Source organism: Flavobacterium flavipigmentatum, assembly GCF_020911905.1.
GTDB lineage: Bacteria > Bacteroidota > Bacteroidia > Flavobacteriales > Flavobacteriaceae > Flavobacterium > Flavobacterium flavipigmentatum.
Window position 1 is genome coordinate 2364357 of the sequence record NZ_CP087133.1, and the last position, 24859, is coordinate 2389215.

The 24859-nt window shown below is 34.3% G+C and carries 27 protein-coding genes; 16 read left to right on the forward strand and 11 right to left on the reverse strand.

Going from position 1 to position 24859, the window contains the following annotated elements; all coding sequences use genetic code 11:
• Nucleotides 1-76 precede the first annotated feature (76 nt).
• Nucleotides 77-757 (reverse strand): tRNA (guanosine(37)-N1)-methyltransferase TrmD, encoded by a 681-nt coding sequence (gene trmD / locus LNP22_RS10265; RefSeq protein ID WP_210665558.1) that lies wholly within the window; start codon nucleotides 755-757, stop codon nucleotides 77-79.
• A gap of 389 nt (nucleotides 758-1146) precedes the next feature.
• On the opposite strand from trmD, the gene LNP22_RS10270 reads away from it, so the two are divergent.
• From LNP22_RS10270 to LNP22_RS10295, 6 genes are all read left to right on the forward strand, one after another.
• Nucleotides 1147-1410 carry a hypothetical protein gene (locus LNP22_RS10270; protein WP_229973375.1) on the forward strand — a complete coding sequence of 88 codons (264 nt, stop codon included), beginning with the start codon at nucleotides 1147-1149 and terminating at the stop codon, nucleotides 1408-1410.
• A gap of 358 nt (nucleotides 1411-1768) precedes the next feature.
• On the forward strand, nucleotides 1769-2641 hold the full coding sequence (locus LNP22_RS10275) for a sugar phosphate isomerase/epimerase family protein (RefSeq protein ID WP_229973376.1): 873 nt from the start codon (nucleotides 1769-1771) through the stop codon (nucleotides 2639-2641).
• Between the two features lie 56 nt (nucleotides 2642-2697).
• Nucleotides 2698-3057, forward strand: coding sequence for a cupin domain-containing protein (locus LNP22_RS10280; RefSeq protein WP_229973377.1), 360 nt, complete (start codon nucleotides 2698-2700; stop codon nucleotides 3055-3057).
• Nucleotides 3058-3169: 112 nt separating this feature from the next.
• Nucleotides 3170-4321 (forward strand): MFS transporter, encoded by a 1152-nt coding sequence (locus LNP22_RS10285; protein WP_229973378.1) that lies wholly within the window; start codon nucleotides 3170-3172, stop codon nucleotides 4319-4321.
• Nucleotides 4322-4369: 48 nt separating this feature from the next.
• Entirely contained in the window at nucleotides 4370-5302 is a 933-nt protein-coding gene (locus LNP22_RS10290; protein ID WP_210665563.1) for a peptidylprolyl isomerase, read from the forward strand.
• Between the two features lie 103 nt (nucleotides 5303-5405).
• Nucleotides 5406-5711: a cytochrome c gene (locus LNP22_RS10295; protein ID WP_229973379.1), complete on the forward strand. Its 306-nt coding sequence runs from the start codon at nucleotides 5406-5408 to the stop codon at nucleotides 5709-5711.
• A 38-nt stretch (nucleotides 5712-5749) separates the two neighbouring features.
• Here LNP22_RS10295 and LNP22_RS10300 read toward each other — a convergent pair whose 3' ends face one another.
• Both LNP22_RS10300 and LNP22_RS10305 read right to left on the reverse strand, forming a co-directional pair.
• Nucleotides 5750-6304 carry a thioredoxin family protein gene (locus LNP22_RS10300; protein ID WP_229973380.1) on the reverse strand — a complete coding sequence of 185 codons (555 nt, stop codon included), beginning with the start codon at nucleotides 6302-6304 and terminating at the stop codon, nucleotides 5750-5752.
• A gap of 134 nt (nucleotides 6305-6438) precedes the next feature.
• Nucleotides 6439-7332, reverse strand: coding sequence for an alpha/beta fold hydrolase (locus tag LNP22_RS10305; RefSeq protein ID WP_210665566.1), 894 nt, complete (start codon nucleotides 7330-7332; stop codon nucleotides 6439-6441).
• A gap of 135 nt (nucleotides 7333-7467) precedes the next feature.
• Here LNP22_RS10305 and LNP22_RS10310 point away from each other — a divergent pair, with 135 nt between their 5' ends.
• The gene (locus tag LNP22_RS10310) at nucleotides 7468-7803 is read left to right on the forward strand and encodes a tRNA-binding protein (protein ID WP_229973381.1); all 336 of its coding nucleotides are present in this window, start codon (nucleotides 7468-7470) and stop codon (nucleotides 7801-7803) included.
• A gap of 63 nt (nucleotides 7804-7866) precedes the next feature.
• Here the strand turns inward: LNP22_RS10310 and LNP22_RS10315 are convergent, their stop codons facing one another.
• The 4 genes from LNP22_RS10315 to LNP22_RS10330 form a co-directional block, all read right to left on the reverse strand.
• Nucleotides 7867-8424 carry an RBBP9/YdeN family alpha/beta hydrolase gene (locus LNP22_RS10315; protein ID WP_229973382.1) on the reverse strand — a complete coding sequence of 186 codons (558 nt, stop codon included), beginning with the start codon at nucleotides 8422-8424 and terminating at the stop codon, nucleotides 7867-7869.
• A gap of 22 nt (nucleotides 8425-8446) precedes the next feature.
• A complete protein-coding gene (locus tag LNP22_RS10320) occupies nucleotides 8447-9277 on the reverse strand; it encodes an alpha/beta hydrolase (protein ID WP_229973383.1) in 831 nt (276 codons plus the stop codon).
• Nucleotides 9278-9369: 92 nt separating this feature from the next.
• Nucleotides 9370-9747, reverse strand: a complete 378-nt coding sequence (locus LNP22_RS10325; RefSeq protein ID WP_210665614.1) for a PUR family DNA/RNA-binding protein — start codon at nucleotides 9745-9747, stop codon at nucleotides 9370-9372.
• A gap of 68 nt (nucleotides 9748-9815) precedes the next feature.
• Nucleotides 9816-11594: an ABC transporter ATP-binding protein gene (locus LNP22_RS10330; protein WP_229973384.1), complete on the reverse strand. Its 1779-nt coding sequence runs from the start codon at nucleotides 11592-11594 to the stop codon at nucleotides 9816-9818.
• 203 nt (nucleotides 11595-11797) lie between these two features.
• On the opposite strand from LNP22_RS10330, the gene LNP22_RS10335 reads away from it, so the two are divergent.
• The 3 genes from LNP22_RS10335 to yajC all read left to right on the forward strand — a co-directional run bounded on the left by LNP22_RS10335 (nucleotide 11798) and on the right by yajC (nucleotide 14375).
• The gene (locus tag LNP22_RS10335; protein WP_305070144.1) at nucleotides 11798-12904 is read left to right on the forward strand and encodes a Glu/Leu/Phe/Val family dehydrogenase; all 1107 of its coding nucleotides are present in this window, start codon (nucleotides 11798-11800) and stop codon (nucleotides 12902-12904) included.
• 213 nt (nucleotides 12905-13117) lie between these two features.
• Nucleotides 13118-14029 (forward strand): transcription antitermination factor NusB, encoded by a 912-nt coding sequence (nusB, locus tag LNP22_RS10340; protein WP_210665571.1) that lies wholly within the window; start codon nucleotides 13118-13120, stop codon nucleotides 14027-14029.
• A gap of 67 nt (nucleotides 14030-14096) precedes the next feature.
• The gene (gene yajC / locus LNP22_RS10345) at nucleotides 14097-14375 is read left to right on the forward strand and encodes a preprotein translocase subunit YajC (RefSeq protein WP_229973385.1); all 279 of its coding nucleotides are present in this window, start codon (nucleotides 14097-14099) and stop codon (nucleotides 14373-14375) included.
• Nucleotides 14376-14517: 142 nt separating this feature from the next.
• On the opposite strand, the gene pepT is transcribed toward yajC, so the two are convergent.
• Both pepT and LNP22_RS10355 read right to left on the reverse strand, forming a co-directional pair.
• Nucleotides 14518-15795, reverse strand: coding sequence for a peptidase T (gene pepT, locus LNP22_RS10350; protein WP_229973386.1), 1278 nt, complete (start codon nucleotides 15793-15795; stop codon nucleotides 14518-14520).
• A gap of 316 nt (nucleotides 15796-16111) precedes the next feature.
• On the reverse strand, nucleotides 16112-16972 hold the full coding sequence (locus LNP22_RS10355; protein ID WP_229973387.1) for a DUF6515 family protein: 861 nt from the start codon (nucleotides 16970-16972) through the stop codon (nucleotides 16112-16114).
• Nucleotides 16973-17259: 287 nt separating this feature from the next.
• On the opposite strand from LNP22_RS10355, the gene LNP22_RS10360 reads away from it, so the two are divergent.
• The 5 genes from LNP22_RS10360 to guaB all read left to right on the forward strand — a co-directional run bounded on the left by LNP22_RS10360 (nucleotide 17260) and on the right by guaB (nucleotide 23046).
• Nucleotides 17260-18294 (forward strand): quinone-dependent dihydroorotate dehydrogenase, encoded by a 1035-nt coding sequence (locus LNP22_RS10360; RefSeq protein ID WP_229973388.1) that lies wholly within the window; start codon nucleotides 17260-17262, stop codon nucleotides 18292-18294.
• Between the two features lie 121 nt (nucleotides 18295-18415).
• Nucleotides 18416-19282 carry a hydroxymethylglutaryl-CoA lyase gene (locus LNP22_RS10365; protein ID WP_229973389.1) on the forward strand — a complete coding sequence of 289 codons (867 nt, stop codon included), beginning with the start codon at nucleotides 18416-18418 and terminating at the stop codon, nucleotides 19280-19282.
• An 80-nt stretch (nucleotides 19283-19362) separates the two neighbouring features.
• Nucleotides 19363-19914 carry a hypothetical protein gene (locus LNP22_RS10370; RefSeq protein ID WP_229973390.1) on the forward strand — a complete coding sequence of 184 codons (552 nt, stop codon included), beginning with the start codon at nucleotides 19363-19365 and terminating at the stop codon, nucleotides 19912-19914.
• Nucleotides 19911-21311: a DUF5723 family protein gene (locus LNP22_RS10375; protein WP_229973391.1), complete on the forward strand. Its 1401-nt coding sequence runs from the start codon at nucleotides 19911-19913 to the stop codon at nucleotides 21309-21311. Before LNP22_RS10370 ends, LNP22_RS10375 begins: the two co-directional genes overlap by 4 nt.
• Nucleotides 21312-21573: 262 nt before the next feature.
• Nucleotides 21574-23046, forward strand: a complete 1473-nt coding sequence (gene guaB, locus LNP22_RS10380) for an IMP dehydrogenase (RefSeq protein ID WP_210665579.1) — start codon at nucleotides 21574-21576, stop codon at nucleotides 23044-23046.
• A gap of 59 nt (nucleotides 23047-23105) precedes the next feature.
• Here the strand turns inward: guaB and LNP22_RS10385 are convergent, their stop codons facing one another.
• Together LNP22_RS10385 and LNP22_RS10390 are read right to left on the reverse strand one after the other, a co-directional pair.
• Nucleotides 23106-23936, reverse strand: coding sequence for a hypothetical protein (locus tag LNP22_RS10385; protein WP_229973392.1), 831 nt, complete (start codon nucleotides 23934-23936; stop codon nucleotides 23106-23108).
• Nucleotides 23937-24103: 167 nt separating this feature from the next.
• A complete protein-coding gene (locus tag LNP22_RS10390) occupies nucleotides 24104-24460 on the reverse strand; it encodes a L,D-transpeptidase (protein ID WP_346432340.1) in 357 nt (118 codons plus the stop codon).
• 94 nt (nucleotides 24461-24554) lie between these two features.
• Here LNP22_RS10390 and LNP22_RS10395 point away from each other — a divergent pair, with 94 nt between their 5' ends.
• Entirely contained in the window at nucleotides 24555-24773 is a 219-nt protein-coding gene (locus tag LNP22_RS10395; RefSeq protein WP_229973393.1) for a hypothetical protein, read from the forward strand.
• The last annotated feature ends 86 nt before the right edge of the window (nucleotides 24774-24859 follow it).

Below are 24859 nucleotides of genomic sequence, written 5' to 3' on the forward strand. Positions count from 1 at the left end.
AAAAAAGTCGAAAGTTACAAGTCGAAAGTCGAAAGATTACGAATGTTTTTTACTTATAACTTTAAGACTTTGGACTTTATGACTCATTTAGCAAATCCGGGCGTCTATTTTTAGTATGTTCATACGCCATATCCTCGCGCCACTTGTCAATTTTGGCAAAATGACCGCTGGTTAAAACGTCTGGAACTTTCCATCCTTTATAATCTGCAGGTCTGGTATATATGGGTCCCGAAAGTAAATTATCCTGGAAACTATCTGTTAAAGCCGAAGTTTCGTCGCTTAAAACACCTGGAATTAAACGAATCAAAGCATCCGACAAAACCAACGCGCCCAATTCTCCTCCCGACAAAACATAATCGCCAATCGAAATTTCTCTCGTAATAAAATGATCTCGCACACGCTGATCTACTCCTTTGTAATGTCCGCATAAAATGATAATATTTTCATACATCGACATTGTGTTGGCCATCTTCTGGTTCAGAGTTTCTCCGTCTGGAGACATATAAATTATTTCATCATAAGTTCTTTCGCTTTTCAAATGCGTTATACAGGCATCAATTGGCTGCACCGTCATTACCATTCCTGCACCTCCGCCAAACGGATAATCGTCAACACTTTTTTGTTTGTTGGTGGTATAATCACGAAGATTATGAAAATGAACTTCTACCAAACCTTTGTCGATAGCACGTTTCATAATCGAAGCCTCAAACGGACTTTTTAATAATTCGGGTAAAATGGTAATGATATCAATTCGCATTGTTTTTCTTCAAAATTTATGAGTGGCAAAGATACAAAGTAAATGTTTGAGAAATTTAAAAAACAAAGCCTTAAAAATTAAAGAATTTGCTGGTATATAGTGTTATATGTCAATAAGGTAATAAATAGGAGTTTCTGAATTTAATTAATTGAATTTTAATTATTTAAGTGGTAATTGTATAAAATTACAGTATCTTTATGTAAGTTTTTTATATATTATAACGCCTACTATTATAGTATTAATCTTTATGATTAAAATTTGACTAAAACACCTAAAATAGTAATCTTATGAAAAAAATTATTTTACTAACCGCGACATTAATAATCTGTGCATGCTCTAGTTCTAAAAATGATGGAGATAAATTAATCGGACAGACAAAAAATAAAGTTATGAAGAGTTTAGGTGCGCCTGTTCGTACTTTGAATAATGATGCTAAAGGCGAAATACTTATTTACGCTGATCAGATTTATACAAATTCTCATAGCCAGAATGGTTCTACAATGGTGGGCGCAAACTATTGGAAATATATGTTTGTTTACATCAATACTGAAGGAAAAGTTTCTTCATGGAGAAATGAAAAACAAGAATATCCGCCACAGCAAATTGATGCCGATAAATTAATTGGAGCTGATAATTTGTTGAGTGTAAAGTGAGTAAAGTTTTTTTTTTTTAATTGTAATAAAAAAGTATCTTCTCAAATTGGATGTTTTTTTATTTGTAAAACTTTACTTAATGTTTTAAATTCATCAAATGAATAATTTTGATATTATTTTTTAATTCAATTATCCATTTTCCTGCTTCTCTTCTTTTTCATAAATACACTTTAAGCGCTTTAATGAATACAAATTATCGACAATTAAATATTTATTTTCGAGTTGGTAATTCAATTTAAAAGGAGAAATTTTTCCGTTTATTTTTGATTTTAGCTTTTTAAATAAGACAAATCGATTTTCAAATAGAGTTTATTCATTAGTGAAATAGTAACTTTACATTGAGAATATTATTTTGAAAATGGTAACACGACGTACTTTTATAATCAACAATGGTTTGGCTGCAACAGCTGTTCTGATTGCACCTTCATTAGCTTTTACAATGGATAAAAAGGAAATAGGTTTACAGCTTTATACTTTGCGAAAGGAACTCTCGAACAACGCAAAAGGAACTTTAGAAAAAGTAGCAAAAGCTGGGTATACAAACGCAGAAACCTATGGATTTTCTATTAAAGACCAATTTTGGGGATTGTCACCAATAGCATTAAAACAAATTCTGGATTTAAACGGACTGAAATCTGTCAGTGGACATTATAATTTGGGGAGCTTTTTGGTTGATGGAAATAAAACAGAACTCAAAGCAGCCATCGAAGCAGCGAAAATTTTAAAGAGTGAATACTTAACAATTCCTTGGGTTGATGAGCCTTACAGAAAAAATACAGACGATTATAAAAAAATAGGTGCAGCTCTTAACGAAGCGGGAAAAATGTGTCAAAACGAAGGTTTAAAACTGGCTTACCATAATCATGATTTTGAATTTGAAAATCACAACGGTACTTCAGGCTACCAGATATTACTCCAAGAAACAGATAAACAGTTGGTTTATTTTGAAATAGATTTGTATTGGGTCGTTTTTTCAGGTTTAAATCCAGTTGATTTATTTCAGCAAAATCCCGGCCGATTCACCATGTGGCATGTAAAAGATATGGATAAAGTAAATCGAAAATTAAATACTGAAATTGGTTCAGGTTCTATTGATTTTAAATCCATTTTCATGGAAGCAAAGCAATCCGGAATGCACCATTTCTTTGTAGAGCAGGAAAATAATTACAATCCAAATCCCTTCGATTCAATAATAAAAAGTCATGACTTTATCTCAAAAAAATTGATTTAATCCTAAATATTGCCTGAAAAAAGTATTTTTGTAGTAATATCAATAAAATAGGTAATATGCAAAGTTTCGGTACCAGCAAAGAATTTATAAAAGGAGCAGAAATAGAGTGGGAAGTGGTTGGAGAAGGCGTTAAACGCAAAATTATGGCTTTTGATGATCGCGTAATGCTGGTTAGCGTACATTTTGAAAAAGGTGCTATTGGAGCTTTGCACGATCATTATCATACTCAGGTAACGTATATTTCCAGCGGAAAATTTGATGTAACCATTAATGGTGTTACTCAGACTTTAGAAGAAGGAGACAGTTTTTATATTCCGCCTCACGCAATTCATGGCGTTGTTTGTTTAGAAAATGGAATTCTAACGGATGTTTTTAGTCCTATTCGGGAGGATTTCATGCAGGGAAGAACATATTAAATTCAAAACAGGTGCGGTTTTTAGTTTGAAATTTTATATTTTTTTAAACTTTAGTTCTAAATTAGAATAGTATTTTTGCCTAATGAATTTATCCAAAACGAGTGTATTATTTATGGCAGCTTGCACTGGACTTATAGTTGCAAATCTCTATTACTGCCAGCCTTTAATTGTTTTAATTGCCAACGAATTTAAAATTCCTGAAGCCAATGCGGGAACGATAACCTACCTGACTCAGGCGGGTTACGCAATCGGATTGTTTTTTATGGTGCCATTGGGCGATAAAATCGAAAGAAAAAAGCAAATTCTAATGACCACCTTAGCATCCGTAATCGCTCTAATTATTGCGGCTACGGCCAAAAGTTTCTTTATTTTGCAAATAGCATCTTTACTTATAGGAATCACCTCAATTGTTCCGCAGCTTATTTTGCCTTTGGCAGCGTCATTAACGAGTCAGGAACAAAGAGGCAAAGTCATCGGAACGATCATGAGCGGTCTGCTGGTTGGTATTTTGTTGTCGCGAACTCTAAGCGGGTTTATAGGTCAGGTTTTAGGCTGGAGATCCATGTTTTGGATCGCTGCAGGAATTTGTCTTTTGATATTTTTTGCTATCCAAAAGAAATTACCAGTCAATAAACCACAGTTTTCGGGTACATACGGTCAATTAATACAATCACTTTTTACCTTAATAAAAACACAACCAGTTTTGCGCGAAGCGACCTTGATTAATGTCTTTTGCTTTGCACAATTTGGTGCGTTTTGGACTACTATGGTTTTATTACTTTCGGGTGCTCCATTTAATTTCAACAGTGCTACAATTGGTCTTTTCGGGATTGTAGGTGCTTCCGGAGCTTTGGCAGCTCCGCTGGTTGGTAAAATGGGTGACAAGGGAAATCCTCGTGTTGCTGTAGGTTATGGTTGTTTATTGATGCTGATCAGTTTTATTATTTTTTACTTTTCGATAGAAAGTGTTATCGGAGTGATTATCGGAATTGTTTTTATAGACATAGGTATTCAAGGCGTTCATATTTCGAACCAAACCAGAGTATATTCATTAGTTCCGGAAGCTAGAAACAGATTGAATACTGTATTTATGTCGTTTAGTTTTTTAGGAACGGCCGCTGGTTCTGCATACGGATTATTATTATGGAAAATAGGTCAATGGCATGCCGTAGCGATCGGTTGTGCTGTTTTGGCCATTTTGGCATTAATTGTTTATAGCGTTACATTTAAATCAAAATCTAAAACAATAGAAACCGCAAATTGATATAAAATTAATTCGTAAATTTGCATTCAAAATTAAAAAATAACAACAATGGAAAACGGAATATACGCTAAATTCAACACAAGCAAAGGTTCGATTTTAGTGAAACTAACTCATGACTTAACACCAGGAACAGTAGGGAATTTTGTAGCTCTTGCAGAAGGAAATATGGAGAATAAAGTAAAACCTCAGGGAACTAAATTTTACGACGGATTATCTTTTCATAGAGTAATTCCTGATTTTATGATCCAAGGTGGTTGTCCAAAAGGTACTGGAACTGGAGATCCAGGTTATAAATTTGATGATGAATTTCATCCAAGTTTGAAACACGATCGTCCGGGAGTTTTGGCAATGGCAAATTCAGGACCTGCTACCAATGGTTCTCAGTTTTACATTACGCATGTTCCAACTTCTTGGTTAGATGGTAAACATACTGTTTTTGGTCATGTTATCGAAGGTCAGGATGTTGTCGATGCTGTAGCTCAGGGAGATGCTCTTGAAACTTTAGAAATTATCAGAGTTGGAGAAGAAGCTCAAAAATTTAATGCTATTGAAGCTTTTATCGCTTTAAAAGGTGCTCGTCTAAAGCGTGATGCTGCTCTAAAAGCAGAATCTGAGGCTAAAATGGAGCAGCTTGCCGCTGGTTTTGATAAAACAGAAAGTGGTTTGCGTTACAAAATGATTCAAAAAGGAGACGGTAAAAAAGCAGAAGCAGGTAAAACAGTTGCTGTTCATTACGAAGGATCTTTAGAAACAGGAAAAGTTTTTGATTCATCTTATCCACGTAAAAAACCAATCGAATTTAGATTAGGTCAGGGTCAGGTTATTGAAGGTTGGGATGAAGGGATCGCTTTGCTACAAGTAGGAGACAAAGCTCGTTTTGTAATTCCGTCTGATTTGGCTTACGGAGCTGCGGGTGCAGGAGGAGTAATTCCGCCAAACGCAACTTTAATTTTTGATGTTGAATTAATGGACGTTAAATAGTCTATAAAAATTTTAATTTTAATTAAAGTTTTACTTAAAATAACAATCCCGTCTGGTTGAATCCAGATGGGATTTTTTATATTTACTCCAAAATAAACTAAACATGAAATCAAGAATTTTATCTATTTCCATCGCACTCGTTTTATTTTCGTGCGCTACAAAAACACCATCAGTTCCAGCTACAACTACTGAAAATGCGACTGCAGCAAAAACAGTTGAACTAACTCCTGAGTTGGTCGTAGGGCAAAACCTGTATGATAATAATTGTGCAAAATGTCACAAATTATACGAACCTAAGAAATTTAGTCAGGAACAATGGAAACCTATTTTGGTAAGAATGCAGAAAAAAGCACATTTAGACGATACGCAAATGGCTTCAATATCTAATTATATTACATCGCAATTGTAAAATTTAAAAAAAAGCATTTTCTTCGGCGAATGCTTTTTTTATTTCCATTTTATGCCACAACCCATATTTGGCTTTTGAGGATTTTTTAAACTTCTGTTGTAAATTAAGGCATCGATAGCACTTCGTAAATCACTTCCGCTTAACGGAATTTCATTTCCTGGTCTCGAATCATCCAGTTGTCCATGATAAAATAATTTATCCTGACTATCAAACAGGTAAATGTCTGGCGTGCAGGAAGCATAGTATGCTTTTGCAACTTCTTGACTTTCATCAAATAAATAAGGAAAATCGATTTTATGCTGAAAGGCAAATTCGGTCATCATCTCGGGTGAATTTTCGGGATTACTGATGCTGTCATTACTCGAAATAGCGAGTACACCAAGTCCTTGTACACGATAATCATTGGCTATCATGATGATTTCGGGAACAGCGTGAAGCACAAAAGGACAATTGTTGGCTATGAAAAGAACCAATGTTCCTTTTGATCCTTTTAAATCTTCAAATGAATAAGTGTCATTCGAGTTGGTATCTTTTAATTTGAAATTGGGAGCAATAGTTCCAAGCGGAAACCTATTTGAAGCTGTCTGTGCCATTTTTTACAGAAAATTAGTTCTTCAAATTTAACTTTTAATTTTTGTAATAAAGCGGTAGTAAAGGTAAAAAATACCCAAAGAATAAGTTCTTGCTCAAAAAAAAACAGTACATCCTTTGGGTATTGGTAAAAAAATTATGAATTCAGGAAGTGTAGTAAATCCTGATTTAATTTTTCTTTTTCGGTATAAAATAAACCGTGTGGAGCACCTTCATAGACAATGTAAGTATTGTTTGTGATGGCTTTTGCAGCTTTTTCTGAGGTAAGTTCGATAGGAACAATTTTATCGTCATCTCCGTGAATGATCAAAGTTGGTACTTTAATGGTCTGTAATTCATCTCTAAAATCAGTATTCGAAAAAGACTCAGCACATTTTAAGGTAGCTCTTGGAGATCCGGCAGAACAAAGCGCTCGATAATATTCAAGCAGCGGATTACTCAAAGGTTTATTGATAATGTTAACACCAAAAAAAGTTTTGCCAAAATTATCTATAAAAGCAATTCTGTCATCTTTGATAGCCTCCGCAGTGCCTTCACTTTTTTCCTTTGGATGCCCGTAAGGATTGTCTTCTGTCTGTAATAAAAAGGGGATAACAGATGATAATAAAACCGCTTTTGTAACTCCTTTTCCGCCATGACGGCTAAAATAACGAACCACTTCGCCACCACCCATAGAAAAGCCTACAAGAGTTACGTTTTCTAACTCTAGCTGATCGATAATTTGTTTTAAATCATCTGTTAAAGTGTCGTAATCATAACCGTTCCAGGGTTGCGATGATTTGCCAAATCCTCTTCGATCATAGGCAATTACACGATAATTGTTCTGAACCAGAAAGTCGATTTGATATTCCCACATTTCATTAGAAAGTGGCCAGCCATGAATAAGAATTACGGGTTTTCCTTGTCCATAATCCTTTACATATAACTTAACATTTTGTTCCGTTTCTATAAATTTATCACTATTAGGATGTTGCACATCAAAGTGTGAATCTCTTAAAGTGGTGTCGTTTTGAATGAGAATATTTTCCATTTTATTTTTTTAAAGAGTTGTTTTACTTAATCGCTTTTGTAAAACTAATTCTTTATTAGAAAAATATCTTACAGAATTAAGGCTGTCAATTGCAAAATTAATACGTTTGTAAAATAATTATTTAAGAAATAAAAAATGGATTTGACTTGGAGTGAATTTGAAAGGACAGACATGCGTGTAGGTACAATAATCGAGGTAAATGATTTTCCAGAAGCGAGAAAACCAGCTTTTCAGCTTACCATTGATTTTGGATCTGAAATCGGTATCAGAAAATCTTCGGCACAGATCACTAAACGGTATTCCGTAGAAGATTTGGTCAATAGGCAAATAGTAGCAGTTGTTAATTTTCCTAAAAAACAAATAGGCAAATTTATGAGCGAATGTTTGGTGCTAGGTGCGGTAGGCGAGGAAGGAGATGTTATCTTGTTAGCTCCCGATTTTAAGATCGAAAACGGTTTGCGTATAGGTTAGTTTGTTTTTGATATTGTTGCTTTTTTTTGGTTAGAATTTAAGAATACAGACTTTTATCGAGTTTTATTTTTTGCTCCCCTCGATTTTAGCAATCAACTGTTCTAATATTAGCTGACCTTCTTCCCAATATTTTAAATCCGAATCCGAGTTAATGTGACCTTTTTGGCCTACGTTAACAAAATCGCTTCCCCACATTTTTGCAAAATATTCTTTTCTTTCAAAAGAGGCGTAAGGATCATTTTCGCTGGCCACCAAAATAGAAGGAAACGGTAATTGAAAAAGAGGCATTGGCGAAAAATTACGAACCGATTTTGGCGTATGTTCAGCCGAGTCGACATCGGCGGGAGCTACAAGTAAAGCGCCTACCACGTTTTTACTGCTAACATTTTGTGCCCAATGCAGTACTAATGAAACGGCCAGACTATGCGCTACCAAAATAGTTGGACTATCCAGTTTATCAATTTCTTCGTTCAGTCTTGACAGCCATTCTTCCAGAATAGGTTCGTCCCAATTGTCATGAATGATTCGGCTTGAGGTTTCGAATTTTTTATGCCAAAAAGTTTGCCAGTGTTTCTCACCAGAATTTCCAAGTCCTGGTAATATTAATAATTTTGTTTCCATTGCTGGGATTTTTATGCTTCAATTATTTTTGTGGTCGTTGTTCTTTAATAATTCGATTTACTTCATTGACAAGCAAAGGAAAGCCGGGTTCGGTCATTCCGTGGCCGTATCCGTCCAATTCAAAAAGTTTGGTTTTTTTGTGTCCCGCAATTTTCATCATTCTGGCCAGATAGGCATTCTCTTCGTATCGACCTAACATCTCCAATTCGCGATCACCTGTAATTAATAAAAGTGGTGGAGCATCTGCACGAACATAAAATAAAGGCGCAAAAGTATCAATTGTTGGCTGTGTTTCTGGAATTCCGTTTTCTCTTCTAATCTCAAAATGAGTGATACATTGACCGCTAAAGGGTATGAGTCCGGCAATTTTATTAGCATCGATCGTTTCTTTTTGCAGCCATTTTTTATCCAAACCAATCATTGTGGTCAAATATCCGCCTGCAGAATGTCCCGAAACAAATAGTAGTGAAGTATCGCCTCCATATTCTGCAATATGGTTGAATGCCCAAGCGACTGCGGCTGCCGCATCTTCAATACATTTTTCGGCTTTTACTTTTGGTGATAATCTGTAATTAACACCAATAATGGCAAATCCTTGATCTTTTAGGGCTTCCGGAATTTCTTTATTTCCGCCTGTTAATCCTCCTCCGTGAAACCAAACTATAGTAGCAAAACCTTTGGAGTTTTTTGGATAATAGAGGTCTAAGAGGCATCGTTCATTGATATAACTGTCAGATGTATTGATTGCTGAGTTGTAATATTGAATGTTTGATTTTGTCTCGTATGCTAATTTCTGTCCAAATGAAACAATTACGATAAGGAAAAAACCAAGCAAAATAAGGAGTTTTTTCATTTTATATTTTTTTAAAATAGAAATTTAAATGTATAAAAAAAGTCCAAAATGCAGGACATATTGGACTCGTACTTTCTAAAAATATTTTAGAATTAAATATCGTCAAAATCAATATCGGTAAAACTTGATATTTGTGAGGAGGTTTCTTCTGCTTTATCAGAACCGTATTCTTTCTTAAAATCTTTTTGATGTCTTTCAGATATTACTTCTTCGCCTTTGTGGTTCAAGACATACGAAGTCATTTCTTCTAGTATTTCGGCAAAAGCACTAAAATCTTCTTTGTATAAATAAATTTTGTGTTTTTTAAAATGAAAAGAACCATCTTCTTCAGTAAACTTTTTACTTTCTGTAATTGTAATGTAATAGTCATCAGCTTTGGTAGCTCTCACATCAAAGAAATAAGTTCTTCTTCCTGCTCGTAATACTTTAGAAAAAATCTCTTCTTTTTCTAACATGTCGTTTTCTCTCATAATACGTTCTATCATTTTTGGAATTAATAGTACTCAAAAATCATAAAAAATTATCGATTACACAACAATTAAAGTAATTCTTTTTCTGAAAGTTGTTTTAAATATAACGCTGAATAATAACCTTTTTGATTTATTAATTGATTATGAGAGCCTTGTTGTAATATACGTCCATCTTCGAGAATAATTATTTTATCGGCATTTTTTGCCGATGAAATGCGGTGACTTACAATTATAGTAGTCTTATTTTTACAAATTTTAAATAAATTATTCAAAATTGTTTCTTCTGTTTCAGTATCAACTGCAGACAAGCAATCATCAAACAACAAAATAGCCGGATTTTTAATAATGGCTCTAGCGATAGAAACACGTTGTTTTTGCCCACCCGAAAGTGTTATGCCTCGTTCTCCTAAAACAGTGTCGTATTGTTTGTTAAATGTGATAATATTATCATGTACTACAGCATTCTTTGCTGCTTCAATTACTTCTTCATCAGTGGCATCTTGATTTCCAAATTTGATATTATTTTTAATGGTATCCGAAAACAAAAAAGCATCCTGAGGCACAATTCCGATATTGTTTCTTAAATCATTAAGATTCAAAGTGCTGATTTCGTTGTGATCAATTGTAATTTTTCCATCGGTTACATCATATAAACGTGAGATTAGAGATAATATTGTAGACTTTCCAGAACCTGTTTTTCCTAAAATGGCTAGCGTCTCTCCTTTTTTTACGGTAAAAGAAATATTTTTTAAAGCCTCTATTTCTGTATCTTCATACGTGTAACTCACATTTTCAAAAGCAATAGAGCCTTCAATATCAGATGTATTTGGATTGTTGTTTTTGATTTCGGGTTCGATTTTCAAAAACTCATTCAAACGTTTCTGTGATGCTTCTGCCTCCTGTACCATCGATGAAACCCATCCTAGAGAAGCTACCGGCCAGGTAAGCATATTTACATACAAAATAAACTCGGCGATTGTACCAAGACTTTTGATGGTTCCGTTGATGTACATTACACCTCCAAAATAAATTACAACAAGATTACTTATTCCGATTAAGGCAATCATTAAGGGGCCAAATAATGATTGTACTTTTGCCAGATTCAAACTTTTACTTTTGCTTTCGTCTGCAAGTGCTATCATATTATTTTGATGCTGATTTTCTAACGAATGTGCTTTTATAACACGAATTCCCGAAAATATTTCTTGAGAAAAACTGGATACTTTAGATAAATATTGCTGAAAAATGGTGCTTCGTTTATTGATTTCTGAACTTAGTTTGAAGATGCAATACGACAGAATGGGCAATGGCAAAATAGTGTATAGGGTTAATCTGGGCGACACATTATACATATATAGGATCACGATCGCAAACCGAATAAAAGTATTAATCGTGTACATCACGGCTGGCCCAACGTACATACGAACCTTTGAAACGTCTTCGCTGATACGGCTCATTAAATCCCCCGTACGGTTTTGTTTGTAGAAGTTCTGTGATAAATTTTCGTATTGTTTAAATACTTCGTTTTTCAAATCAAACTCGATGTGACGCGACATTACGATCAAAGTCTGGCGCATCAAGAAAGTTAAAAAACCGGCAACAATTGTTGTGGCGATGATTAAGAGCACGTTATGAATTAAATCCTGACGATATGAATCAATAACAACCTGTGAAGTTTGCTGAGATGCTGGTAATTTATCAAACTTTTCGATGGCATTCAAAGACTTACTAATAAGTTTTGGTGTAAATAAGGAAAATATTTGTGCGATTATAGTGATTAAAATACCGAGTGAAAAACTGTATTTGTATTTAATAAAATATTTATCTAAATAACGTAATTCTTTCATTTTTATAAGATATTCGATGTTTAAACCGATTGATTTTGTAAATTATTCTCAAAATATTATAATAGGAGCGTCAATATTCGCAACTCATACTATTTATTGTATTGCTAATTTAAAACTAAAAAATTAGCACATGTGTATTTTTTATTTAAGTTTGAATAGTCTTTTTGATAAATTCATAATTTTAACAAATAAATCGTAACACTATGGATGCAACTTTTGCAACTGGAAAGGAACTTCAAAAAATGGATCCTGTTTTTGGTCAGTTATCTTTTGACGATCACGAACAAATTGTATTTTGCAATGACAAAGATACAGGTTTAAAAGCAATTATTGGTATTCATAATTCAGTTATGGGACCAGCTTTAGGAGGTACTAGAATGTTTAATTATACTTCTGAATGGGATGCTTTAAACGATGTTTTGCGTCTTTCTAGAGGTATGACCTATAAATCAGCTATCACTGGATTGAATATTGGTGGTGGTAAAGCTGTCATTATTGGAGATGCTAAAACGCAAAAAACGCCAGAACTGATGCGTAAGTTTGGTGAATTTGTACACTCTCTAGGTGGAAGATATATTACTGCCGAAGATGTCGGAATGGAAACAAAAGACATGGATACGGTAAGAGATGTAACGCCTTATGTTACTGGTATCTCTGAAGAAAGAGGTGGCTCAGGAAATCCTTCTCCCGTAACAGCTTACGGAGTTTATTTGGGTATGAAAGCTGCCGCTAAAAGCCAATTTGGTTCGGATGTTTTAGAAGGTAAAAAAGTTTTGGTACAAGGAATTGGCCACGTTGGTGAAGCTTTGGTTGAATATTTAACTAAAGAAGGAGCAATCGTTACAATTGCGGATATCAACGAAGAAAAATTATACGAAGTAGCTCAAAAATACAACGCCACGATTTATTCAGGTGAAGATTTGTACACTGCCGATGTAGATATTTATGCGCCATGTGCAATGGGAGCCACTATTAACGATAATACTGTTAATAAAATTAAAGCTAAAGTGATTGCCGGTGCTGCAAACAATCAGTTGGCAGATGAGAATATTCATGGAGCAAGATTGCAGGAAAGAGGCATTTTGTATGCACCTGATTTCTTAATCAATGCTGGTGGAATTATCAATGTGTATGCAGAGCTTGAGCATTATGGCAAAGCCGAAATCATGAGTAAAACCGAAAATATCTACAATACAACTTTAGAAATTATAGAGTATGCTGTGGCAAACGGTATGACTACACATAAAGCGGCATTGACAATTGCTCAAAATCGAATCGATTTGAGAAAAATAGAAAATAGCAAAAAATAATAACAGTTTACTGTTTTTTGCAATGCTTATTTAAAGTCTAAAAAATCTTACAAACAGGTTTTTTAGACTTTTTTTATTTTTAAAGTTCTTTGACTTCAATGCTTTTTTTATTGGTTTTAATTTTAATATCAATTGTTAAATACTTAATTTTGCAGACTAATTTTTAAATGTTCTTACAAGGTGGTAAATAGAAGACACATACGCGTCAAAGTAATGCAATCCATTTATGCAATGCATCAAAGTGGTTCTGATAATCTCGAAAAAGAAGAGAAATTTCTTTTTTACAGCATCGATAATATTCAGGATTTATACCTTATAATGCTTTCTTCGTTGATCGAAATTTGTAAAAAAGAGTCTGTTTTTTTGCATCTTTCAAGTAAAAAACATCTGGCAACTGCTGCAGAACGTAATCCGAATGAGAAATTTATCAAAAACAAAATTTTTCAACTTCTTGCCGAAAGTAACTCGTTAAGTATTGCTCTTGAAAATCGTAAGATCAACAATTGGTCCTTAAACGATGATTATATTTTATTGCTTTTGAATGATATAAAAGCAAGTGATTTGTATGTTAAGTACATGAGTAACACCACGAATACTTTTGAAGAAGACAGACAATTTGTAATCGATTTATTTGCTGAGGTTATTGTTCCTAACGAAAAATTATACGAGTATTTAGAAGACGATAAACTTACCTGGGTTGATGATATTCCTGTTGTAAACACACATATCATCAAACAATTGAAGGCAATAAAAACAGAAGATTCAGATGATTTTAGAGTGCCAAAATTGTACAAAGATGTAGAAGATAAAGATTTTGCCAAAGATTTGTTTAGAAGAACAGTTTTAAACGAATCGATTCTGGCAAAAGAATACGATGATAAAACACCAAACTGGGACAGCGACAGAATTGCCGAAATTGATACCATTATTTTGAAAATGGCGATTTGCGAATTTTTAAAATTCCCTTCTATCCCTGTAAAAGTAACACTTAACGAATATTTAGAAATCGCCAAAGAATATTCTACTCCAAAAAGTAGTATTTTTATCAATGGGATTTTAGATAATCTGGTAAAAGAATTACAAGCCAATAAAAAAATGGTAAAAGTGGGAAGAGGTTTGATGTAATAGAAAAACTCAAATTTGTAAACCCAAAAATTTTTAAAATTAATAATAACAAAAATAAAACTATATTATGTCAGATTTAATAAAATTTGCTCCTTATTTGCTAATGTTCGTTGTACTTTATTTCTTTATGATTATGCCAGCTCAGAAGAAAGCAAAAAGAGAAAAAGAATTTGCTCAAAGCCTAAAAGTGGGAGATAAAATCATCACTATTGGTGGAATTCACGGAAAAGTGGTTGAACTTTCTGAGGCAACATTGGTAATCGAAACCATGTCTGGAAAATTAAAAATTGACAGATCTGCTATTTCTGTAGAGAAAACAGCTGCTCTTGCCGTTAAAAAAGCATAATTTCTAAAATTTCAATACAAAAATCCTAAATTCCAAAGTAGATATACTCAGGGATTTAGGATTTTTTTTGCTCAGTCTTGAAGTTACAATTGAGACTAAAATTCTTTATTCAAAAAGAATCTTTGAACCGTCAGTATATTTTTTATTTTCTGCTTTTAGTTGTTTCTTTTAAGTCGAAAATACCTGGAATAGCCGTTAATTCAGCAATTTTTACAATAACTTCAGTTGCTTTCTGAATGCTTTCTGCAGGAACATATTCGTATTTTCCATGAAAGTTATGACCACCGGCAAAAATGTTCGGGCAAGGCAATCCCATGTATGATAATTGCGAACCATCTGTTCCGCCACGAATAGGTTTTATGATCGGTTTGATGTTGAGTTCCCTCATCGCTTTTTCGGCAATATCTACGATATATTTTACGGGAGTCACTTTTTCTTTCATATTGTAATACTGATCTTTTACTTCAGCAATTGCAATATCTTCTCCAAATTGTTTGGCGTATTTTTTATTGATTTTTTTGGCGATTTTCTCAATTAAATCTTTTCGCTTCTCAAATTTTGCCTTGTTGTGATCGCGAATAATAAGTTCTAAAACCGTTTCTTCGATGCTTCCTGTTACGTGATGAACGTGAAAAAAACCTTCATAGCCTCTCGTTTCCTGAGGAGTTTCTCCTTTCGGAAGAGCATTAATAAAATCATTGGCAATCAACATAGAGTTGATCATTTTTCCCTTAGCATAACCCGGATGAACACTTTTTCCTTTGAAGGTAATTTTAGCGCCAGCGGCATTAAAATTTTCATATTCTAATTCCCCAATTTGGCTTCCATCCATCGTATAAGCCCATTGCGCGCCAAATTTGGCTACATCAAAATGATGCGCTCCACGACCAATTTCTTCATCAGGCGTAAAACCAATTCTAATTTTTCCGTGTTTAATTTCAGGATGCTGTACTAAATATTCCATTGCCGAAACAATTTCTGTGATTCCTGCTTTATCGTCGGCACCCAACAAAGTAGTTCCATCAGTGGTGATAAGGGTTTGACCTTTATATTGTAATAAATCTTTGAAATAATTGGGAGATAAAATGATGTTTTTTTTCGCATTCAAAACAATATCTTTTCCGTCGTAATTTTCAATAATTTGCGGTTTTACATTTGCCCCACTAAAATCTGGCGACGTATCAAAGTGGGAGATAAATCCAATTGTAGGTACTTCATGCGCAACATTGCTTGGCAAAGTCGCCATGATATAGGCTTTGTCGTCTATGGTAACGTCTTCTAGGCCAATTGTTTTTAGCTCTTCTACTAATTTATGAGCAAGATTCCATTGTTTTTCAGTGCTTGGTGTAGTTTGAGAATTTGGATCCGATTCTGTGTCAATAGTTACATAACTGATAAAACGATCTATAAGGTGTTGCATTTTTTAATTTTTTAGCAAATATAAACAATTATTGAGGCAAGTTAATCAATATAAAAACGATTGATTTTTTTGTAAAAATGTAAATAGAGCTAAATTTTAGCAGCAAGAATACTTCGTAATTAGAAGTTTAGCTGATATGTTTTGGTTTATTTGTTATTTTAAGTTTTTCATATTCAGTATTTTTTGAGGGATCATAAATAAAAATGACCCTATTAAATAAATGTTATTCAATAAGGTCAAAAAATATAATTTTTAAACATCCTTTTTGCAGAATCACAACTAATTAAAATCTATATTTTATTCAAAATAAAAATTTTTAATTGTCTTTTTCAACAAGAACAACTTCATATTTATCTTTTCCATCATCTTGTATCGGCTGATAATACGTTTCTCCAAATTTGATGTATTTTAGATCTCCAATGGTAACTTCTTCGCCTCCTTCAGGTAAGCTTTCTACAATAGTTCCAGCTGTCGGTGCAACCACTCTATACGAACTTCCTTCTTTTTCATAGTAAGTACCTCCGTAGTAGTAATTGTTTACGGTTCCTGTATTTACAGTCTGTACGCCACTTGGTATATAATTTACAGTTCCGCCAACGGGACCAGGAATGGCTTCGTAACCGCCGGTCGCAGGAGAATACCAAACACCTTGATCGTAATGATATTGAGTATTTTCAATACGAACTACAACTGCTGTAACGGCCAATGTTCTAACAAAAAATCCCCAAGGATGCCATACTGGTCCCCAATAAAATGGTCTGTAAGGATGGTAATAATACGGGTGATAAGTATGATATCTATAACCGCCATATCTATAAGGTTGTCGGGCATACACAACAGTATTTCTTCTCACAATAGTGTTACGATTGTTACGTACATTTACATTATTGTTTACGTTGACCGTCACATTATTTCGGCTTTTATTGACAGTGGTGTTTCTTACGGTTGTGTTTCTTCGAACCACTTTGTTGTTGCTTGCGTCAGAATTCCTTCTATCGTTAGTAATCTTTCGGTCTCTAATTTTTGAAGAAGAAGTTGACGGTCTTGCTGATTGAGTGCTACTAGCTCTGCGATCGCTAGTGTTGCGCTGTGCCCATCCGCTCATGGAAATTAAAAATAATGATCCCATAATCCCAATGAGAATCGGCATTTTAAGTGAATTTAATATATTTTTCATTTCTAAATTATTTTTGGTTTAATACTGATTAGACAAAAAATATTGCATTTGGTTTAAGATGTAAAGTAAAAATGATCTTTATACTATTAGAATTAAGCGTTTTATCTTTTTCTAATTGTCTGTTTAAAAATAAATTAACACTAAAATACTAAAATTCGTAAATGATTTTAAAAATGGTGTTAGTTCTATTTTTGAGTCGGATAACAAAGATAAAAATTTGTTTGCTCTAAAAAAGATGCATTTTAGCGTATAATAATTAAATTTGCACACTCAAAACAACAACTACTATGTACAAACTGATAATTCGACCGATACTTTTTTTATATGACCCAGAAGAGGTACATTATTTTACTTTTTCTTTTGTAAAATTCATTTCAAAAATACCGGGAGTCTCATCAATTATCAGATCAATTTACGAAGTAAAAGATGCGCGTCTAGAGCGTGAACTTTTCGGAATTAAATTTAAAAATCCTGTTGGGCTTGCGGCAGGATTTGATAAAGATGCCAAGCTGTATAAAGAGCTTTCAGATTTTGGTTTTGGATTTATCGAAATCGGAACAGTGACGCCTGTCGGGCAGGAGGGAAATCCTAAAAAACGATTGTTTCGCCTCAAAGAAGATCAGGCAATTATTAACAGAATGGGATTTAATAACGGTGGCGTTCTGGAAGCTGTAACACGCTTGAAAAAGAATTCAGGAGTTTTAATTGGAGGAAATATTGGTAAAAACAAAGTGACTCCTAACGAAAATGCCGTTGACGATTACCTCATTTGCTTTGATGCTTTGTTTGATCATGTTGATTATTTTGTAGTCAATGTGAGTTCGCCAAATACCCCAAATTTAAGAGCTCTGCAAGACAAAGAACCTTTGACAGCTTTGCTTCAAACTTTGCAAAACAGAAATATTGAAAAACAAAAAACAAGTACTCAAAAAGTAAAACCAATATTGTTGAAGATTGCTCCAGACCTTACAGATGAGCAATTATTAGACATTATAGATATTGTAAAAACGACTCAGATTGCGGGCGTGATTGCGACCAATACTACTATTTCCCGTGAGGGTTTACAATCTGCCAATCAGTCAGAAATGGGTGGATTGTCAGGAAAACCATTAACCAAGCGTTCGACAGAAGTAATTCGTTTCCTTTCTGAAAAAAGCAACAAAGCATTTCCAATTATTGGTGTGGGTGGTATTCATTCTGCAGATGATGCTCTAGAAAAACTACAGGCAGGTGCTAGTTTGGTGCAGCTTTATACAGGTTTTATTTATGAGGGTCCCGCTTTAATAAAATCAATAAACAAAAAGATTTTAAAACAATTATAGTGCTTTTTTTAGCAATAAATCAAAAATAATAACATTTATTGATAATAATTTGACAGAAAGAGAATTGTAACTTTTATTTCTTTAAAAAAGATAGTAACTTAGCCTTTATAAAAGAAGCGCTTTGAATACAAAAATCAAAATTATCGAATGTCCTCGTGATGCTATGCAGGGCATAAAAACTTTTATTCCAACCGAGAGAAAAGTAGCTTATATTCAAGCGTTGCTCAGAGTAGGTTTTGATACAATAGATTTTGGCAGTTTTGTCTCTCCCAAAGCGATTCCGCAAATGCAGGACACGGCAGCTGTTTTGGCGCAACTCGATTTGTCACAAACCACCAGTAAATTGCTGGCCATAATTGCCAATACTCAAGGGGCTGCGTTGGCTTCAGAACATCAGGCAATTCGTTATTTAGGTTTTCCTTTTTCTATCTCAGAGAATTTTCAGATGCGAAATACGCACAAAACGATTGCCGAATCTTTGGTGACTTTAAACCAAATCCTCGAAATAGCCGATAAAAACAATAAAGAAGTCGTAACGTATCTTTCGATGGGTTTCGGAAATCCTTATGGAGACCCATGGAATGTTGAAATTGTAGGCGAATGGACAGAAAAACTCTCTAAAATGGGCGTAAAAATCCTGTCGCTTTCTGATACTGTTGGAAGTTCGACGCCAGAAGTGATTACCTATCTTTTTTCTAATTTAATTCCGAAATATCCCGAGATCGAGTTTGGCGCTCATTTGCATACGACTCCAGCCAGTTGGTTCGAAAAAATAGACGCTGCTTATAAAGCCGGCTGTACCAGATTTGACGGTGCAATTCAGGGTTTTGGAGGTTGCCCGATGGCCACTGATATTTTAACCGGAAACATGCCTACAGAGAAACTATTGTCGTATTTTACAGCAAATAAATCTCAGACAGGTCTCAATTCTTTGAGTTTTGAAAGTGCCTACAACGAAGCTTCAAAATTGTTTGGCGCTTATCATTAAAAAAGTTATATTTACGTACCCCAAGCAATAATAAGTGATGTCCTGAAAACGTTGTTTCTCTAAATCTAAATGTTTTAGTCATGAAATTGCACCTCAAAAATAAAATTTTCAGAATTTTATGTTTGCCGTTATTGTTTATTTCATGTAGCAGTGATTTAGACTTTAATCAAGTTGATGATTTTAAGCTCGAGCCCATATTTGTTGGTAATCTGGTTTATTTTGATGTTCCTGCTAATCAATTTTTTGATAATGGGGCAGAGCAGTCCATTGCTTTTGATGCTCAGGAATTTGATGTTTTTAAAAATAAGTTTTTTAAAGATAATTTGGTCAAAGCCGAATTTAATTTTGAAATCACCAACACCATCAATCGAGCTTTTACGATCAGTTTACTACTTCTGGACAACAATGATCAGCAACTTCAGACTTTACGATACAAAGCGCCTGCTTACTCAGGAACGCTAACGGTTTTACAATTTAATGAAATTTTTGAAAACCAGCGATTAGACCTTTTGAAACAGACCACTAAACTGGCTTTTTTGATCAACTTAAAGGCTGGACCTCCATTAAACGAAAATACGACAGGTACTTTAAAATTGCGTTCAAGTGCAACTGCTTATACTGAAATCAAATGAAAAGTATAGCACTTATTCTGTCTTTATTAGCGGGGTTTTACTGCTTTTCGCAAAATAAGCAGTTGTTGTATAATTTCACCGCAGTTCCACAATCTTTATTAGTAAATCCAGGTGCTGATGTGTCTTACAAATACTATTTTGGGGTTCCTTTACTCTCTGGAATTTCGGCAAATATAGGTTCAAGCAGCTTTTCTGCATATGATTTATTTGCAAATAACGGAGTTGATTTTAATGATAAATTACGAAATGTCATCGAAAAATCTTCCAATAAGGATAAAACCTATATCAATCAGCAGCTTGAGTTGTTTTCGGGAGGTTTTCGGGTAGGCGGCGCAAACAGTCAGTCGTATGTTTCTTTTGGGGGCTATCAGGAATTCGATTTTTTAATGTATTTTCCAAAAGACGCTGCTATTTTGGCCATTGATGGCAATCAAAATTACATCGGAAAATCTTTCAATTTAGCCGATTTGAATCTAAAAGCCGAAGTGCTTTCTGTTTTTCATGTGGGTTTTCATAAAAAAATCAATAAAAAAGTAGTGCTTGGTGGTCGAGCCAAAATATACTCAAGCGGTGCTAATGCTACTTCTACAAAAAATTCTGGATTTATTTTTACGGGGCAAAGCAACACCAGCCCTAATATTTACAATCAGATTATCGACTCTAATCTTGAGCTAAGAACCTCTGGAATTTCAAAGTTCAACAAAGACGAGTACGACGGCAGTATTCCAAAAGATCTTTTGCATAACACCTTTTTTGCTGGGAGTTTAGGCCTCGGATTCGATGCAGGAATTACCTATTACAGACAAGAGAATTGGCAATTTACGGCGAGTATTATCGATCTGGGATTCATAAAACAGTCCAAAGATATCGAGACTTTTACGTATAAGGGCAGGTACCAGTACGATGGTGTCCAACCCAATTTTAGCAGTATAGACGAGCCGGAAAATGTTTTCGATGAGTTCGAAAAAGCCATTCCACGCGACACTTTATACAACAAATATACGACTAACAGACCCACAAAAATCAATGCGTCTATTCAGTATTCATTTGAAGAATACCGCTCCGATCAGGATTGCAATTGTAAATCACAGGAGACTCGAAAATACAGAAATGCAGTTGGTGCTCAGTTGTTTGCTATGACCACTCAAAAAGAGCCATTAGTTGCTTTTACGGCTTTCTATAAACGCAGTATTTTTAAAAAACTAGATGTTAAAACCACGTATACTTTCGATACTTTTTCGAACACAAATATTGGTTTGGGACTTTCTGGCACCCTCGGAAAATTCAATATTTACGCGCTCGTAGATAATGTTTTAGAATTCAAAGATGTTTCAAAAGCCAATAGTATGGCATTTCAATTCGGCCTCAATTTTGTCTTTCAGGATCCAGAAGAGTAGTTATTTTAGTAGCAATTCCAGCTGTACACTGCAAGCACTCTAGCAAAACAATTTTTTTCTAAGGCCATAAAAGAGCTTCCGTTGGTCGCTTTTTATGTCCAAGAAAAAATGATGTTTTACTTTTCGTGGCTTTCCGTTACCATCTGGGCTAGGGCAATTGGCAAACGATTTCGTTTTCGATTCAAAAAAATCTCAAAGAGTTAATGTACAAGTTTCCAATTTATTCACTATATTTGCACGCAATTCAACAAGAAATTGCAACATGATAGCACACAACTCCAAGATTATCGGCGAAGGTTTAACTTACGATGATGTATTACTAGTACCTAACTACTCGAATGTGCTTCCACGCGAAGTGAGTATCAAATCAAAATTTTCAAGAAATATAACACTAAACGTTCCTATAGTATCTGCTGCTATGGACACCGTTACCGAAAGTGCAATGGCAATCGCCATGGCGCAAGAGGGCGGAATAGGTGTTTTACATAAAAACATGACCATCGAGCAACAAGCGGCGAAGGTTCGAAAAGTAAAGCGTGCAGAATCTGGAATGATCATCGATCCGGTTACTTTGCCAATGACTTCTACCATTGCAGACGCAAAAAACGCCATGAAAGAATTCGGAATTGGCGGAATCCCAATCGTTGACGAAAACAAAATCCTAAAAGGAATTGTTACCAATCGTGACTTACGTTTCGAGAAAAACGGTGCAAGGCCTATCATAGAGGTAATGACAAGCCAAAATTTAGTGACTGTTTCTGAAGGAACTTCATTAGAGCAAGCAGAAGTAGTGTTACAAGGTCATAAAATCGAAAAATTACCTGTTGTAAATGACAAAAATGAGTTGGTAGGTTTGATCACTTTTAGAGATATTACCAAACTAACTCAAAAACCAATCGCCAACAAAGATGTTTTTGGTCGTTTGAGAGTTGCTGCCGCCATTGGAGTTACAGGTGATGCTGTAGAGAGAGCTGCAGCATTGGTAGCTGCTGGTGTAGATGCTATTATCATCGATACGGCTCACGGACATACTGAAGGTGTTGTAAATACATTAAAAGAAGTAAAAACAAAATTCCCAAATATTGACGTAATTGTCGGAAATATTGCTACGCCAGAAGCGGCTAAATATTTAGTTGCAAACGGTGCTGATGGTGTAAAAGTAGGTATCGGACCGGGTTCTATCTGTACTACTCGTATCGTAGCAGGAGTTGGTTTTCCTCAGTTTTCTGCCGTTCTTGAAGTAGCTGCGGCTATAAAAGGTACAGGAGTTCCCGTTATTGCAGATGGTGGAATTCGTTACACTGGTGATATCCCAAAAGCAATTGCCGCTGGTGCTGATTGCGTAATGTTAGGATCTTTGTTAGCAGGTACCAAAGAATCTCCAGGTGAAACAATTATCTTCGAAGGAAGAAAATTCAAATCATACCGCGGAATGGGTTCTGTAGAAGCCATGCAAGGTGGTTCTAAAGACCGTTATTTTCAAGATGTTGAAGACGATGTAAAGAAATTAGTTCCAGAAGGAATCGTAGGTCGTGTGCCTTACAAAGGAGAGTTAAACGAGAGTATGCTACAGTTTATTGGTGGTCTTCGCGCAGGAATGGGCTACTGTGGCTCAAAAGATATTCCGACTTTACAAGAAACTGGACGTTTTGTTAGAATCACCTCAAGCGGAATCACAGAAAGTCACCCGCACAACGTTACCATTACTAAAGAAGCTCCGAATTATTCAAGATAATTTTTAGTTTTCAATATAAATAAAAGGCATAAGAGTTTAATTCTTATGCCTTTTTTAGTTTATTTTTTAGAGATTTTAACAACTTGACTATAAGCGCTTTTTGATATCAAATCGATATTAAAATCGGTGTGTTTTAGTTTAAGATTTAATTCCATGTCTAAAGTGTTTTCGCTTATAAAATGATTAGGAATATTATAAACTAATTTTCCTGTTCCATTTCCAGAGCCACCCGTCTCAAAGCCAGTATCAGAAATTTTCATTGAATATACCTGTACAATATCAAAAAAAGCAGATTTCGTAGTAATGTTTTTTAAATTGTAGGTAGTTGTGATGACCATTTCAAGGTTAATTCCAGCCAAAGGAATTGCTAGCGGACTTTCCTGAGAAAAAGATTCTCCTGCTTTTAATTTTTTTTCTGGCATGGCTAATTGATTAAAGGTGCTTTGAACCATCTGAAAAATACTATTTTTTAAATTTTCTTCCATTCCTTTGGCTGCGATCGAATCCAATTTTGGCATGCTTGAAAGTGTGGCATTACCAAATAAAAGAGTTCCGTTTGGAATTATATTTTTTCCATCTATATCAGATGATTGCAAATATTCTATTGTAATAGGAAAATTTCCATCTTTACCCATTTTACCTGTTTTAGCAACAGTTTCTACATTAAATACATTTTTTACTTTGACTGGATTCTCGGTTCCATTTTTCTTGAGTACTTCTAGTAATTTTTCAGATCCTGAATATGTCATTTCATAATCTGAAGAATTAGTTACTGTTTGATTGTAAATAGTTTCAGGTGTATAACCAGGTTTGAAGTCTAAAATTTCATTCGATTGTCCGTAATTAAAAAACGGTAGAATAATAAAAAGTAATAAAAATGATTTTTTCATGTGTAAAAATTAGCATAGATAATTATGGGTACTTTATTCAACGAAAGTATACAAATTATTATCAATGAAAATTTTATTTTGACTAAATTTTCACTTTTTGCTTAAAACAAAAAAAAGCAGCTTATAGATCAATTATAAGCTGCTTTTACTGGAGAAAAAATATTTTTTTAAAGAGTAGCAGTTTGTTTTTCTGTCTCTCTTACTTTTTGATTCTCTAAAATTTTTTGAATAAAAGGTTTTAACTCTTTTTTAATTTCAGCTTCAGAAATATTTAACGCTTTCGGGTTTTTAGCCAGTTGCAGCCACGGTTTTGGAGTGTCAAAATTATATTTTCCAAAAACAAGAACAGGAGTTCCTTTTACTTTTACATTTTCGCTGTCGGCCAGAACCCATTCATCTGCCCATTTATAAAGATATTTTGCATCCGCTTCCAACAGGCGCAAACACGAATGCGAAGCGGGATATCCTGGTAATTCATATTCGTGAAAACCAACTCCTAATTTATTTTCGGTAAGTATACCCACTTTACACCGAAATTTTTGATTTTTCAGTTTTTTGTGGGCGGGTTAATGATATAAGATTTTTATTATATTTGTTAATCAACTAATTCTAAAAACTATGGCAGAAATTAAAAAAGGTGATCTTGTATTTCACAGAAGCACAACAGAATTTAAAATGGTAGTAATGGAAAATACTTTATACGGTTCAGAAGCAAATCCAAAAACTTTATCAGGCACTAAAAACCCAGATAGATTTTTCTGTAAATACTACAACAAATATACAAATGAATGGGAAGAAAAGCCATTCTATAATTATGAATTAGAGCCAGTCTCGTAAACTAATTTAATCATTTTACTTAATAGCTCTAAGTATTCTTTAGGGCTATTTGTGTTTTCTAAAGCTACGTTGCTAATTTCTGTTAG